The organism is Bradyrhizobium sp. AUGA SZCCT0182 (assembly GCF_018130185.1).
GTDB lineage: Bacteria > Pseudomonadota > Alphaproteobacteria > Rhizobiales > Xanthobacteraceae > Bradyrhizobium.
Window position 1 is genome coordinate 135,745 of record NZ_JAFCLY010000005.1, and the last position, 12,369, is coordinate 148,113.

Consider the following 12,369-nt stretch of genomic DNA (forward strand, 5'->3'; position numbering starts at 1 on the left):
TTCGCCGCCAACTGGGGCAAGATGAAATCGGGAGACGAACATGCTCGAACGGGGCAACTAGTAGCGCTGATTGGAAGCGCTCTGTCGTTCGGGCTCGCCATTATCGGGGCGGCATTAATAGTGCGCCTTCTTTAGTAGTCGCTTGTAGCTCACGACTCCAACTTGCGCGTTCGGTGATCATCCCCACAGCCACTAAAAGAGGTAGGTTCGCGCCGTTCCGATCCCCAAGGGATTGATAACTTGCGATACGGCACTCGCCGCGCTCTAATGGGCCATGCCCGAACTAACCCGCTGGCGTAACCAACGTCCTCACGATTAGCCAAGCGTTCGTCAAAGCGTCTTCAATTTGGTACCAATGTTACCGTTGGCCGACGTTTGATCCGCGCGATGCGGCATTTGATCCGAGCCGCGACGTTGGTTCAGCACCAACTCGATGGATAGGAATGACGCAATGAAGCGAGCAATTGCCGTTTTCGTTGGCCTATTGGCGCCGATCTCGACCTCTGCTGCGCAGACGCCGGTTGCGATCGTTGAGGAGATTCAGGGCAAGGTCACCGGCGCGGAATTCATGGACTACCTGACACCCAAGACGGTAATCAAGCTTGGGAACAACAGTTCGATCGTCATCACTTACCTGAAGTCCTGCCGGCGCGAGAAGATCGAGGGAATTGGTACAGTTATTATCGGAACCGAAGAGAGCGTAGTGCACCTCGCCTCCGTTAAGGAAGACCAGCCGGAGTGCGACGCCAACCATGCAAACAACACTACCCGGGATACGAACGGAGTCGCGGCAACAGCCTTCCGAGGCGTTGAATCGAGCGGTAACTCGAAAATGAACGATAACTCGATGACAGCGCAACTTACCTTGTACGGAGCGTCACCGCTTGTGCAAGCCACAGGGCACGGCACCCTTGTAGTCGAACGACTTGATGAGCGGGGCGAACTCCTGCGAATCGATCTCAACGGCAAACAGTTAAAGGGCAAATTCTACGATTTCGACGCCCACAAACAGGCATTGAGCCCGGGTGGTATCTACTTGGCCAAATTCAAATCGTCTCAGATCGTATTCGAAATCGACGCCCACGCCAGGCCCGGTGCAACGCCGCTTGTCGGTCGCTTGCTGGTGATGGATTAGAGGGCGCTAACGTGTACTGGCGTCGCGCGTTCGATCCGTGGCCAACAGTCTTACCCAATGTGAAGCCCGGACGAAAGCTTCCGCACCGCCAGCACATTTACGCGAAGCAACGAACAGACGGAATCCGCCGCTGATGAAACACGTGACTCCCCGACCATTTGCCGATCCGGAAGCCGCCGCCCGCAAGCTGCTCGAGATCGCCAACGCGACGGAAGCAGTACAGGACGGCCGGATCCGCATTGAGAATGTCAACGGCCCGATGCTGTTCAAGGAAGGTGCCAGCCCCGCCGAATACTCTCGGCTTCCCGGCGATCCGAACTCATACTTTCCGAGCGGAGTGAGAGTAGCTTTCTGAGCCATGCTTACCTCCCTCTGGCTCCTGGCCGGTCTGTTCACTTGTGAACCCTTCGCGTTAGATCTTTCCCTTTTTCACTCCTGAGGTATCGGCGTTCGTTATGGCGGAACAATTGTACGGTACCCGACATTACGTCGTGATCACGGGACCCTCATAGCGGGCCCTAACCAAGAGACGCTATAGCGCTCCCGCCGAACCGGAGAGTGCGCGATGATCCGCTACTACTTCGACGTCGTCATAGACGATGATGTAACGGTCGATGAAGAGGGTGAACTCCTTCTTGATATAGGGTCGGCTCGACAAGAGGCTTCCCGAACGTTAGCTGAAATTGCCCGCGACGAGCTAGAGCGGACAATCGCACACCTGGCGATAATAGTGCGAACCGCTAAGGGGCCAGTTTGCGAGGTTATCTTTCAGTGGGACCCGAAGTCTCTGCAGTGAAGCGCCCGAACAAACAAACGGCGCGGGGGGCGAGCTCCGTCTCTGCGAAAGGCCGTGTTTCATTAGGTGCACGTAGAGTCATCACCATGCAGGGTGCACACCGCAGGTTTGTATTTGAGCGACCCCCTGTGCGGCGTCGTCACCGCCGCGCTCGCAAAATCGGTTACGTCTTGCTCTGCTTCAGAATCCGAAGGCATGCGATGATCGCCTCGTAATCCGTTTTCGGCACAGCCCTCGACCACTCAGCGGATCGGCGCTGTTGCTCGGCCCACGCTGCCAGCCGCTCGGCTCGAACCGAAGCACTACCGCGGCCATGCTTAAGCGTTATTGTTGCCCGGCTGCGCACCGCGCTTCCTAATGGCCATTCGCTTTCCGATATTTTTCATAAGCTGCGGCGTTTAAGACGGCATCACTGTCATTCGGCCTGCAATATTGCCCCCCTGAGCCGGGGGATCGGCGTCCAAAATTGACCCCCTACAGGTTGGTCTGTTGCGCTGCCTGCTTTGGAATGAAGCAGGTGGTTGGGGATGCTGATCGTGGAGACGATTGCCCGGATCCGGCGCGAGCACTTCATCAAGGGCAAGACGATCAAGGAGATCGCCCGAGACCTGAGGGTGTCGCGGAACACGGTCCGGAAGGTGCTGAGGTCGGGAGAGAGACCTCATTCGAGTACGAGCGTGTGGTCCAGCCGCGACCAAAGCTGGGACGCTGGGCAGCAGAACTCGACGGACTGCTGGCGGCGAATGCGGCCAAGTCCGCTCGCGAGCAACTGACGTTGATCCGGATCTTCGAAGAGCTCCGCGGGCGCGGTGACGCTTTGTCAGTTCTCTATATTTGACCGGCGTCTTTTTCGCAGCCAAGCCGTTTGGCGTGATGCGGTATGCGGCGTCGTTCCCGTCGCCCCTGCGTTCGATCCAGCCGTTACCAAGCAGCTTCGATATATTAGTTTCGAGCTGTTCGGCTTGCACGCTGCCATGTAGTGTCACGCAAATACTGTAGAAACTGCCGTTCTCGATGCGTGATTGCAGACTGCTCTTTAGTCTCAAACTCGACGCCGATCCGGTTCTGTTTGATCCAAACAATTCTACAGGTTCGAACGATCCGATCTCGCTCGGTCATCAATTGGAAGCAATTCGGGATAAACAAGGCGTCGGGACATCCAGGGCAGCACCGTCCTCGGACATATTTGCAATTTGACACCGCGTGCTCGAGCCCGATGCCGAAATGTAGGCCATTTCGTCAACGTCGGTCCGCAGGGACTTTCTGCGCTCGTCGATCATCGAGGTAGTTCAGCAGAACGATACGCCAAGGCGTGTTCCTTTTCGCCATATGACGGTGCAGGAATAGATTTTCTTTTTTCGAACAACGATCAAAGTGAACTGATCGGGGACAAAACTCTGGGGAGCTGCGTCCAACGCAGCGCCGGTTTCCGAAAGATTGCGAATAACGCAGGGGACAGAAAAGTCGCCGAACCTCATCAAACCGCTATCGAGGACTTTGCGGCGCGGCGTGACGCGTGCTTCAGTATCCGCTGTTGCGATGGTTGCCATCAGCTCACCTGTGAAAACTAATCGTTAACGGTGGGCCCAATCCGTAAAGCGTCCGTAAAGCGGTCTGGAAACTTACAGACGCGCTTAAAGTTTGGCTAACGCGCCGGCCAGCCTAGGTTCGGGTTTTGAAGAAGACGAGCCAAATGTCAAATATACCATTCGGCAGATATGAGCTGCATCCCGCTATTCCTATTTACCGGGGCTGATTCCGTTCCGCCACAGAAGGTACTGGCCTTCCTACTGTCTATCAGAATAGAAACTTCACACCCAACGCGTGGTCCGATTCAAACAAAACACTTTGTATTTTGAAAAATGACCTAATTGGCGAAAACAGTAGAGGCCTTCCGTGCCTATGAGTGGCGCTGCCAGACATGCTGGATAGATGAGATGGCTTGCGGCATCGTCTCGATCTCCGCGACGACCTTCAGTCAACCTCGTGGCGCAATGCGCTAAGGCGACACTCTATTTGGGTTATGGATTTTTTGCATCGATCAAAAACCATGAATTTTTGTACGTTAAGAGAGCCGCTTCAATTCGCACCTAAAAGGACGGGCCGAAATCGACCAGCGGTTTGAAGGCGTGCGTTGTGGTGAATTACCGACGGTTCACGAAGGTTAGCCGGAGCGACCAGCACGGTGTGAGCTACATCACGGAACGGCGTGGTCGCGAGGACTATCAATTGGCGCGACAATCCACAAGGGGGACAACGCACATGAAGTACGACCCCGCAACGAAAACAGCCCCGAAGGTACTTAGCGCGGCTGAACTTGAGAACGTAACGGGTGGGAAGGGCGCGGGCAAAGCCGACTTCCACGACTTCAACTTCACTCATTTATACGACAAGGCGTCGCCGGTACTTATGAAGTGACCGGCCACAGCGCAGGCATCTGATCGCCCTTCCACAACTCTGCCAAACACGACCCCCACACCGGCCACGGGCGACGAAGCGGCGCCATCAGCTTCATGGCGCATCGGCGACACAAGAGCGTGCCTTAACGGACACAGGACCCCCTCCGATCATGATTGCCGTGACGTGATTGATCGACCCCATGCACGATCGATTTCAGTTAGCTGCGCATGACCTTGGGGTGCATCCAGTATCAAATCCAAATCAGGACGGCTACGCGCTTCATTCTCTAAAACGGCATGATCACGGGATGCGCAGTTGGGTCCCGCGATGTGCATTCACCGGGAGCAAGGTAAATCCCGATAAACAACCATGAATTTTTGCCCCTCGGATTTGCACACCATAAAAGGGACGGTCCAAAGGGGCCATGCAGATCGGTAAGGGGCCCACTGCTGAAATCCACACTAGGTTTAGGTTTGGCTCTGTGTCGCGTACTGACGAGTATGTATCTCATGGTTGTTTCGGACCCCGACTGAAAACACTGATATTTTTACGGACCGCCTCTTACTGCCTCTAGGACGCCTCCCTGAGGGGGACCGTTCCTCCCTCAATGCCGGACAGCAGGCCCGTCAAAAGAACGCCTCACTGACCGGGTCAGAGGGACTGGGGGCCATGTCAGTCGACGCCACAGCTCGACATGAGGAGAACGAGTAAGGTTCGATCTCCGCCGCTATCGACTGCAAACCTCACTCTCAGGCGCTAAACCGTCCTCAGGCGGCACACTTCGGCGCGCGTCAGTGATTGAGCCTCAGCCCCGTACTAACAGCGGGCCTTCGAACCCCGCCTGGATACTCAGCGCAGAGCTCCTGGGAGGCGGCCCCATAAACCGGGCATCGGGCGGATAATCCAATGGGTGGAGAATGACCCATAGCAGCCTTCAAGCTACTTGCCGGCGCCCCCTTACCGCATGCGCGCGCGCACCATAGGTGATGCGACCATCGGCATCGCCGTTAGGCGCGCACGTACCCGTGAGATAAGCGTTTCAACGTCTCCGGATTTCATAGGCAACCGTAGGCCGAAGCGCAGGAGACTTGAGATTTGTCATCCAGAAATCGTCGAAATTTGCAAAAGTCCGTTTCACCGTAATTTCTCGCGTTTGCACGTCCTCAAGGCCTGCGCCGATCCACAAGTCTCGCAACGCTTCCATCCGAGAAGCATCCATCCGGGGTGGGCGCGTTGCCCCAATGCCCATTGCCTGTATCTCGGAGTAGATTGGATCGAGCGGAAATCCGCCACCCAACATGTCCCACATGTAGGTCACGACTGCACCGCCGGGGACAACTACTCGAACCATTTCGCTGACGCCCTTCGCTGGGTCCGGAACGAACACAAGAACCAATGCCATCACAGCCGCATCGAAGCTGCTGTCGGCGAAAGGGAGGGCCATGGCATCGCCTTGGTGAAACTTTGCGAGGCGCGATGCAGGTCGTGTGCGTGCAAAAGCGAGCTGCCCTTCGGATGGATCAATGCCTTGGACCTCCACGGGGCTACATCGCTCGACCAATAGTTCAGTGAAGGCCCCGTTGCCGCAACCGATGTCGATCCACCGCAAACCCAAGGGAAGCGCCAACCAATCAAGGAATATCTCGCCAGCGAACCGGCTCCAAATTCCCATCATCTGCTCGTAGCCGGCACCGTCGTCGAAGTGAATTGTCTGTTCTGCCATTTTGATTTCCTCCCCCAAAAGACGATCCTCGGCTCGTGCCATTCTGCAAACAAAACTTGGATCAGAAAAGTCGCAGATGCGACCTAATTTCCGGTTCTGGCACAAAGCGTCAGTTTGCGCGGTGCGAGACCATGTCCGGAGTTGGGGGTAAGGCCGACCTACCGGTTGAGCATCCGGACTTCTCAGTGTGATCCGACTCAGACATTGGGTGACTGATATTGGCCGATTGTGGGTGCTGCCCCCCGGCCAATATGGGCCTTTTGAATGGGCGCGTGGGATCGTGTAGGCTTCTGAGAGCTGCTCGTCGAGACGGGATGTGCCGAGGTCTCCGTTCGAGGTCGTATAGGCAGCGGGGAATGCCGTCGGCAGGCAATCGCTCTGTCAATAGAACCGACAATCCTTTTATGCCGGTCTCTCACCGAGCACTCGCCGTGCGCACGGGCGCACGACCGTTATTGCGCTAAATGCTTAGTTTGACCGCAACGAGGCAGCGCCATGAAACCAAAATCGGGAACGTTCGTCACAGCGCTATTGGCAAGCTCATTCACCACAGCGGCCTGGGCGCAAGATCTCGGCCGCGTGCATTTTGAGACCTCGTGCACGCCGCCGGCGCAGGAGAAATTCGATCGCGGCCTAGCAATGGTGCATTCATTCTTCTATCCGGACAGCGTCAAGGCTTTTACCGAAGCCGCTGCCGCCGATCCGCAATGCGAGATCGCTTACTGGGGCATCGCAATCAGCACACGTCCTAATCCGTTGATTCTGCCCCTAACAACAGCGGTTTTGAAGAGCGGATCGGAGGCTGTGGAAAAGGGTAAGGCGATCGGCGCCAAGACCGAACGCGAGCGTGACTGGCTCGCCGCGATCGAGCGTTACTACAAGGACTTCGACAAGGTCGATCAAACGGAGCGTGGGCTCGCCTACGAAAAGGCGATGGAAACGCTGATACAGAGATACCCTGATGATCCCGGAGGCGGCCATTTTTTACGCGCTCGCTCTCAATGAGACGGCGCTACATAGCGACAAGAACTATGCGAAGCAGCTCAAGGCCGGGGCCATCCTCGAAAAGATTTTGGCGAAACTACCTGACCATCCGGGCGCGCTGCACTATCTGATCCACACCTACGATTATCCGCCGCTTGCGCAACGCGGTCTTGATGCCGCCAACAGATATGCCGAGGTCGCTCCCGCGGCGCAGCATGCGCAGCATATGCCGTCCCACACTTATTCCATGCTCGGGATGTGGACGCAATCGGTCGCATCGAACACGAAATCTCGAGCGATCGCGCAAGAGCAGCTACCAAGCTCTGGCCCGGGGCGACACATCCAGGCGAGCCACACCATCTGGACTTTGCGGAATACGCCCTGCTGCAAATGGGACAGGAGGACCTTGCAAAGCAGCTACGCGACGACAGCAACGCTATAAAGAAGCTCGGGTTTGAATACTTCGCCAGCTATACCGCGCTTGCGGCGGTGCCGGCGCGCTTCGCGTTGGAACGTCAGGCCTGGAAGGAAGCAGCTGCGCTCGAGCCGAGAGGCAGCCAATTTCCACAGGCCGAGGCTATCACCTATTTCGCTCGCGCCATGGGATCGGCCCGCAGCGGCGACCTTGCCGCTGCCGAGCGCGAGGTCGACAAACTTAAAGGAATCGCGCCGCGCTGGAAAACGCGAACCAGTCCTACTGGGCCGAGCAAGTCGAAATCCAGATGTTGGCTGCGTCGGCTTGGATCGTCTATGCCAAGGGGCAAAAGGAGGAGGCGCTCAAGCTCATGCGCGCCGCAGCAGACTTGGAAGATAACAGCGAAAAGCACATCGCCATGGAGAACCGGCTCTACCCGATGCGCGAGCTGTTGGGCGACCTGTTGCTCGAACAGCAGCAGCCGCGATCAGCGCTCACAGAATACGAGACCTCGCTGATATTGACGCCCAACCGGCTGCGCGGCTTGTACGGTGCAGCCAAGGCCGCGAAGGCCACAAATCAGTCCGAGAAGGCTACGTCTTATTTCCGAAGGCTTGCTGAACTGACAAGGACGCCGATGCCGACCGAGTGGAAATCAACGAGGCCAAGACCTTTTTGATGCGGCAGTGAGCTGCTGAGGCAGAGGATGAGTAGAACTGCTGTCGGGCGCACTTATCTGGCAGCCCGCTAACTGTCCAAAGATCATGATGCGTTCGATCCTAATCTCCGCCGTGTTGGGTGCGCTGGCCGCAGTGCCGGCATCGTATTTTTTATCTGAACCTGGCCGGCAAGATCGGGCTGCAACGTCGCCCATCGCAGGCAATGCTGGGTCCGCGACCGTCGTCCCTGCCGAAGCGTGGCCGATCTGCTCGACCATGGCGGCGATGGCGGAAACGCCGGACTGGGCGGCGCTCGATCCTGATTTCGCGGCAGGCAAGCGAGCAATCGCGGCCGGCGACTGGGAAGCGGCGATCAAGGCACTCAAGAATGCAGGGCTTCGCGACGCCCGCAATGCCGATATCCAGAACTACCTGGGCTACGCCTACCGCCGCATGCTGCAGTTCGGTCCGGCAATGCGGCACTATCGGCAGGCTCTGACCCTCAATCCTCGGCAGCGCAGCGCGCACGAACATCTCGGTGAAGCTCACTTGGCGCAAGGCGATCTTGCCAAAGCCGAAGAGCATCTCACAGCACTAGAGCGAATTTGCCTCATTCCCTGCGACGAATATGATGATTTAGGGCTGGCAATTGCAAAGTACGACAAAGTCGCGAAGCGCTAATTAGTCGACATCGCCTTCCGCGACATTTACTATTGGCACTTTTTTATTGGCACGAAACGGACGCGTTCGCTTAGCCGCAAAATGTCTGCTGTTGGGCACGAAGCGGAAGAGCCGGGTCGATCTGGCGATGTCCGTTGACGGGGGTAGACCGGAAGTCGCTGGCCGACCGTCAAACCGACGCGATTGACTCGACTCGGACATGGGCGACCATCTAACGTTGCAGTAGCGACGGCCCCTTCCTCCAGATTCCCGCTTTGAGCGGATACGATGCGACCTCTTAAGTTGGGGCGAGGACATGAAACGTAGGGAATTTCTCAGTGTACTCGGTGGTGCGGCGGCTTGGCCCACGGCGGCGCGGGCGCAGGGCGCGACGCGGCGCCTCGGCTTCCTCTGTTTATCTTTCCCAACTGACGTGTTTGGCAAGAGCCTCAGTGGCGCCTTCCTGGAGGAATTGGGGGCGCGCGGCTGGAAAGAGGGCGTCAACCTGCACATCGACTGGCGCTGGTATGGCGCCGACCTCGCACTGGCGGAACACCAAGCCGCCGAGCTCGTCGCGCTGAAACCGGATCTGCTTCTTGCCGGGGGAAATCCCGCGGTCGAAGGGGTCAGGCACCATACGAAAACGATTCCGGCCGTGTTCGCGCTCGTCAGCGACCCCGTCGGATTAGGCTACGTGGAAAGCCTGGCGCATCCTGGCGGCAACATCACCGGATTCAGCAGCTATGATCTGCCGATGTACACCAAGCAACTGCAGATGTTCACCGAGATCACGCCGCAAGCCACGACGGTAGCGGTGCTTTACAATCCCGAAACGGCCCCATACTGCGGCCCGATGGTGAGGCTCCTGGAAAACGCGGCGCCGTCCATCGGCGTCACGGTTCAAGACGCTCAATGCCATGACGACGCCGGGATAGAGGCCGTGATGGCGTCGCTTTCGCGCGGCGGAAACGGCGGGCTGCTGGCTCTTGGCGACATCTTAACGTAGCGCATCGCGAAACAATCGTCGCGCTCGCGCTCAAATACAAGATTCCGACGTTCGTCAACGCGCGTCCGATTATCGAAGGCGGCGGCCTGATGTTATACGGTCCGGACTTTCCCGATCTGTTTCGCCGCTCCGCCACCTATGTCGATAGAATCTTCAAGGGCGAGAAGCCTGCCGACCTTCCGGTGCAGACGCCAACCAAGTTCGCGCTGGTCATCAATCTCAAGACAGCGAAGGCTCTCGGCCTTACGATCCCGCCAAAACTTCTTTTCACCGCCGATGAGGTGATTGAATAGCCGGGTTCTTTTGCTGCATCGCATATGTCGCCTTGTGGCACATTTGAGACATGCCGACCGGCCGTGACTATGTCTGCTTCCGGGTGCAGACCGGAAGTCATCGGCCAGCACCGAAAAGACTGAATGACCCGAAAGGAACGATTAGTCCGCAGCCCAGCTTTAACCGAACTGTGTTAAAGTTCGACATCCATGCCGAAATTTTTCTTTACGTCGGCCTGCCATTCCGCGTCAGTCACTGCACCCAAACTCACCCATTCTTCGTCCGTTTTGCTTTTGCGCCAATTGATAAGCGACGCACCCTCAGCCCCGCTTGGGTTTCGAAGCTTTGTGCTTTTGCCATCAACTATGTCCTGAATGGTTTTGGCCACTTCAAACGGCGATGTAGGTTTGCTTAGCGACGCCATGAAGTAAGCGCCAATGCGTCGCCCTTGCATAGAATATGGGCTAGGGGCTGGTGCTGGTCTGGGAGTGGTCGTCAGCGGCGTTGCGATCACACCCGGCTCCACGATGGCCACACGCACGTTAAATGGGCTCAGCTCCTGCGCCAGGCATTCGCTAAGTCCTTCAAATGCCCAATTCGAAGCCGCGTACGGGCCTTGCGGCGGCATTCCAAACTGTCCCGCAACCGAAGTGATATCGATGATGCAGCCGCTCCGCCTTTCTCGCATGGACGGTACGACTGCTTGAATGCATCGAACGCCGCCAAAAAAATTCGTTTTCCATTACTTGTCGGGAAACGGAGATCGGCGCTTCTTCGATGTACCCCCGTGCCCCAATTCCCGCATTGTTGACCAAGACGTCGACCTGGCCGCTTTCACTCAAGATTTGCCTGAAGGCATCTTCAACGGATTTGTCGCTGTCGACATCAAGCTGCACGATATTAATCGGGAGCTCTTCCGTCGATGTGATCTCGCGAAGCTCGCCGCCCCGATCTAGATTTCGCATGCCCGCGAAAACCGTATGTCCAGCTCGCGCCAAGGTAATCGCAGTTGCTTGCCCAATACCAGTGCTCGTTCCAGTAACGACGACAATGCCCATCTACATCTCCCCTTGCCCCATATGTTTGGTTGCCGCACGGATAACCGTCCGGGCGGGCTGCGCGAGGTACCATCGCGAGAAACTCGTTCGCGTTCAATGATTTTGTCCACCACAAAGGTCGCGTTTGGGTGGCCTTGACGCAGCGTCGGCTGCTCCAGATCGCCGAAAGCGGTCCTGGTACGGCAAGAAGCCTATTGGCGACGAATTCGCTCAGGCTTTTCCGATTAGAGACCTTTCTCGACCGCCGCCAACCGCAGTCTGCCGACCTGTCTGGAAACCCAGGCACGCTCAGGCTTGGGTGGTTTCGAGACCCACGACGTTTTCCTACCGGTTTTCCTGTCGTACGTTGCCATCGCTTTCCCCCGAATATGGCTACCCAAATCACATGCGTATTATGGCACAAATGCCCCAATCCCGGGGTGACGCTCAATCAGTATCCCTCAGCCTGCTTTGGACTCGAATGACCGTCGTTGCGTACCAGGGGCCCCCCGCTCGCAGTCGGCACGTTGCGCCTGTTCAGTTCGGTAGCGATGGCGCGGGCAGACTTGCCGGATAGCTCGTCAAACAGCTTGCGCAGCCCGCGTGCTTCGTCTGTATGCCCTTGGCGTTCAGGCCCCGCCCAGCTTCACGCCCTGAGCCTTTTGGCTGCCAGAGCGTCCTTTGTACGGCGGGAGATCATTGCCCGCTCTTTCTCCGCGAGGGCGGCATATAGGTGCAGCATGAAAGGATCTGCATCAGCGCCCAGCTCTGCCACGATGAAGGGCGTCTTGTGGGTCATTAGACTGCTAAGGAGACCGAGGAAATTTCGGCGCAGATTCACTACATCCAAACGGCCACCGGCGAGGCCGTGAACGCAATCGAGGCGATTGGTGGCACCATTGCCGAGATCGACCAGATCCTCGTCGAGTCCGCATGGACTCGCTGCAGGCGGCGTGAGAGCACATGTGTAAACTCAAAATTTCGGTCCGTACAGCCGTGGGAAAGAAAAAGCCGGCGGGGTGAACCGCCGGGTTTTTTACGCTGACAGCGCAAACGTTAGGCCCGCCGGCGTGAACCGTGCAGTTGCCGCTGCCGATGCGCTTGGTGTGACGGGGGGCTTCACGGAAGACAGTGGCAAGGTGAGGACCTGTCTAGGCTTCATCTAGCTTGGGTGGCTGCCGGTACTAAGAAAGCCAATGGATTATTTATGGGCATGAGTGCTCCGGCCGTACTGTTCGTCTTCAAGCGTCTCAAGGGTTTCTTCGTCACGACAGGGGCCAA

At 57.2% G+C, this 12,369-nt stretch carries 16 protein-coding genes and 1 pseudogene; 11 read left to right on the forward strand and 6 right to left on the reverse strand.

The window, feature by feature from the left end; all coding sequences use genetic code 11:
• Nucleotides 1–451 precede the first annotated feature (451 nt).
• From JQ611_RS08075 to JQ611_RS41600, 4 genes and pseudogenes are all read left to right on the forward strand, one after another.
• Nucleotides 452–1,135, forward strand: a complete 684-nt coding sequence (locus JQ611_RS08075) for a hypothetical protein (protein WP_212465118.1) — start codon at nucleotides 452–454, stop codon at nucleotides 1,133–1,135.
• A 133-nt stretch (nucleotides 1,136–1,268) separates the two neighbouring features.
• Complete coding sequence (locus JQ611_RS08080) at nucleotides 1,269–1,490, forward strand: hypothetical protein (protein ID WP_212465119.1); 222 nt, start codon at nucleotides 1,269–1,271, stop codon at nucleotides 1,488–1,490.
• A 210-nt stretch (nucleotides 1,491–1,700) separates the two neighbouring features.
• Nucleotides 1,701–1,931: a DUF6894 family protein gene (locus tag JQ611_RS42960; protein WP_409411257.1), complete on the forward strand. Its 231-nt coding sequence runs from the start codon at nucleotides 1,701–1,703 to the stop codon at nucleotides 1,929–1,931.
• A 527-nt stretch (nucleotides 1,932–2,458) separates the two neighbouring features.
• A pseudogene (locus tag JQ611_RS41600) lies at nucleotides 2,459–2,742 on the forward strand (IS21 family transposase); the annotation flags it as partial.
• A 307-nt stretch (nucleotides 2,743–3,049) separates the two neighbouring features.
• On the opposite strand, the gene JQ611_RS41605 reads toward JQ611_RS41600, so the two are convergent.
• Both JQ611_RS41605 and JQ611_RS08090 read right to left on the reverse strand, forming a co-directional pair.
• Nucleotides 3,050–3,211 (reverse strand): PilZ domain-containing protein, encoded by a 162-nt coding sequence (locus JQ611_RS41605; protein WP_312011890.1) that lies wholly within the window; start codon nucleotides 3,209–3,211, stop codon nucleotides 3,050–3,052.
• A 9-nt stretch (nucleotides 3,212–3,220) separates the two neighbouring features.
• A complete protein-coding gene (locus tag JQ611_RS08090) occupies nucleotides 3,221–3,481 on the reverse strand; it encodes a PilZ domain-containing protein (protein ID WP_212465120.1) in 261 nt (86 codons plus the stop codon).
• A gap of 712 nt (nucleotides 3,482–4,193) precedes the next feature.
• On the opposite strand from JQ611_RS08090, the gene JQ611_RS08095 reads away from it, so the two are divergent.
• Nucleotides 4,194–4,349 (forward strand): type VI secretion system tube protein Hcp, encoded by a 156-nt coding sequence (locus tag JQ611_RS08095; RefSeq protein ID WP_212465121.1) that lies wholly within the window; start codon nucleotides 4,194–4,196, stop codon nucleotides 4,347–4,349.
• Between the two features lie 1,021 nt (nucleotides 4,350–5,370).
• Here JQ611_RS08095 and JQ611_RS08100 read toward each other — a convergent pair.
• Complete coding sequence (locus tag JQ611_RS08100; RefSeq protein WP_212465122.1) at nucleotides 5,371–6,054, reverse strand: class I SAM-dependent methyltransferase; 684 nt, start codon at nucleotides 6,052–6,054, stop codon at nucleotides 5,371–5,373.
• Nucleotides 6,055–6,549: 495 nt separating this feature from the next.
• On the opposite strand from JQ611_RS08100, the gene JQ611_RS08105 reads away from it, so the two are divergent.
• From JQ611_RS08105 to JQ611_RS42400, 6 genes are all read left to right on the forward strand, one after another.
• Nucleotides 6,550–7,059 (forward strand): hypothetical protein, encoded by a 510-nt coding sequence (locus JQ611_RS08105; protein WP_212465123.1) that lies wholly within the window; start codon nucleotides 6,550–6,552, stop codon nucleotides 7,057–7,059.
• Complete coding sequence (locus JQ611_RS08110) at nucleotides 7,016–7,480, forward strand: hypothetical protein (protein WP_212465124.1); 465 nt, start codon at nucleotides 7,016–7,018, stop codon at nucleotides 7,478–7,480. Before JQ611_RS08105 ends, JQ611_RS08110 begins: the two co-directional genes overlap by 44 nt.
• A gap of 280 nt (nucleotides 7,481–7,760) precedes the next feature.
• Nucleotides 7,761–8,132 (forward strand): M48 family metallopeptidase, encoded by a 372-nt coding sequence (locus tag JQ611_RS08115; protein ID WP_212465125.1) that lies wholly within the window; start codon nucleotides 7,761–7,763, stop codon nucleotides 8,130–8,132.
• An 88-nt stretch (nucleotides 8,133–8,220) separates the two neighbouring features.
• The gene (locus JQ611_RS08120; RefSeq protein WP_212465126.1) at nucleotides 8,221–8,793 is read left to right on the forward strand and encodes a tetratricopeptide repeat protein; all 573 of its coding nucleotides are present in this window, start codon (nucleotides 8,221–8,223) and stop codon (nucleotides 8,791–8,793) included.
• A 295-nt stretch (nucleotides 8,794–9,088) separates the two neighbouring features.
• Complete coding sequence (locus tag JQ611_RS08125; protein WP_283816741.1) at nucleotides 9,089–9,778, forward strand: ABC transporter substrate-binding protein; 690 nt, start codon at nucleotides 9,089–9,091, stop codon at nucleotides 9,776–9,778.
• Nucleotides 9,779–9,819: 41 nt separating this feature from the next.
• A complete protein-coding gene (locus tag JQ611_RS42400) occupies nucleotides 9,820–10,071 on the forward strand; it encodes an ABC transporter substrate binding protein (RefSeq protein ID WP_312011913.1) in 252 nt (83 codons plus the stop codon).
• A gap of 173 nt (nucleotides 10,072–10,244) precedes the next feature.
• Here the strand turns inward: JQ611_RS42400 and JQ611_RS42405 are convergent, their stop codons facing one another.
• The 3 genes from JQ611_RS42405 to JQ611_RS42965 form a co-directional block, all read right to left on the reverse strand.
• On the reverse strand, nucleotides 10,245–10,739 hold the full coding sequence (locus JQ611_RS42405; RefSeq protein ID WP_212465127.1) for an SDR family NAD(P)-dependent oxidoreductase: 495 nt from the start codon (nucleotides 10,737–10,739) through the stop codon (nucleotides 10,245–10,247).
• Complete coding sequence (locus JQ611_RS42410; protein ID WP_212465128.1) at nucleotides 10,636–11,109, reverse strand: SDR family NAD(P)-dependent oxidoreductase; 474 nt, start codon at nucleotides 11,107–11,109, stop codon at nucleotides 10,636–10,638. Before JQ611_RS42410 ends, JQ611_RS42405 begins: the two co-directional genes overlap by 104 nt.
• Nucleotides 11,110–11,734: 625 nt before the next feature.
• On the reverse strand, nucleotides 11,735–11,887 hold the full coding sequence (locus JQ611_RS42965; protein ID WP_212465129.1) for a recombinase family protein: 153 nt from the start codon (nucleotides 11,885–11,887) through the stop codon (nucleotides 11,735–11,737).
• Between the last annotated feature and the right edge of the window lie 482 nt (nucleotides 11,888–12,369).

Bases quoted from the DNA above. Each gene is read 5' to 3' on its own strand.
- JQ611_RS08075 (WP_212465118.1), top strand. From the start codon at position 452: ATGAAGCGAGCAATTGCCGTTTTCGTTGGCCTATTGGCGCCGATCTCG.
- JQ611_RS08080 (WP_212465119.1), top strand. From the start codon at position 1,269: ATGAAACACGTGACTCCCCGACCATTTGCCGATCCGGAAGCCGCCGCC.
- JQ611_RS42960 (WP_409411257.1), top strand. From the start codon at position 1,701: ATGATCCGCTACTACTTCGACGTCGTCATAGACGATGATGTAACGGTC.
- JQ611_RS41605 (WP_312011890.1), bottom strand. From the start codon at position 3,211: ATGATCGACGAGCGCAGAAAGTCCCTGCGGACCGACGTTGACGAAATG.
- JQ611_RS08090 (WP_212465120.1), bottom strand. From the start codon at position 3,481: ATGGCAACCATCGCAACAGCGGATACTGAAGCACGCGTCACGCCGCGC.
- JQ611_RS08095 (WP_212465121.1), top strand. From the start codon at position 4,194: ATGAAGTACGACCCCGCAACGAAAACAGCCCCGAAGGTACTTAGCGCG.
- JQ611_RS08100 (WP_212465122.1), bottom strand. From the start codon at position 6,054: ATGGCAGAACAGACAATTCACTTCGACGACGGTGCCGGCTACGAGCAG.
- JQ611_RS08105 (WP_212465123.1), top strand. From the start codon at position 6,550: ATGAAACCAAAATCGGGAACGTTCGTCACAGCGCTATTGGCAAGCTCA.
- JQ611_RS08110 (WP_212465124.1), top strand. From the start codon at position 7,016: ATGATCCCGGAGGCGGCCATTTTTTACGCGCTCGCTCTCAATGAGACG.
- JQ611_RS08115 (WP_212465125.1), top strand. From the start codon at position 7,761: ATGTTGGCTGCGTCGGCTTGGATCGTCTATGCCAAGGGGCAAAAGGAG.
- JQ611_RS08120 (WP_212465126.1), top strand. From the start codon at position 8,221: ATGCGTTCGATCCTAATCTCCGCCGTGTTGGGTGCGCTGGCCGCAGTG.
- JQ611_RS08125 (WP_283816741.1), top strand. From the start codon at position 9,089: ATGAAACGTAGGGAATTTCTCAGTGTACTCGGTGGTGCGGCGGCTTGG.
- JQ611_RS42405 (WP_212465127.1), bottom strand. From the start codon at position 10,739: ATGCGAGAAAGGCGGAGCGGCTGCATCATCGATATCACTTCGGTTGCG.
- JQ611_RS42410 (WP_212465128.1), bottom strand. From the start codon at position 11,109: ATGGGCATTGTCGTCGTTACTGGAACGAGCACTGGTATTGGGCAAGCA.
- JQ611_RS42965 (WP_212465129.1), bottom strand. From the start codon at position 11,887: ATGACCCACAAGACGCCCTTCATCGTGGCAGAGCTGGGCGCTGATGCA.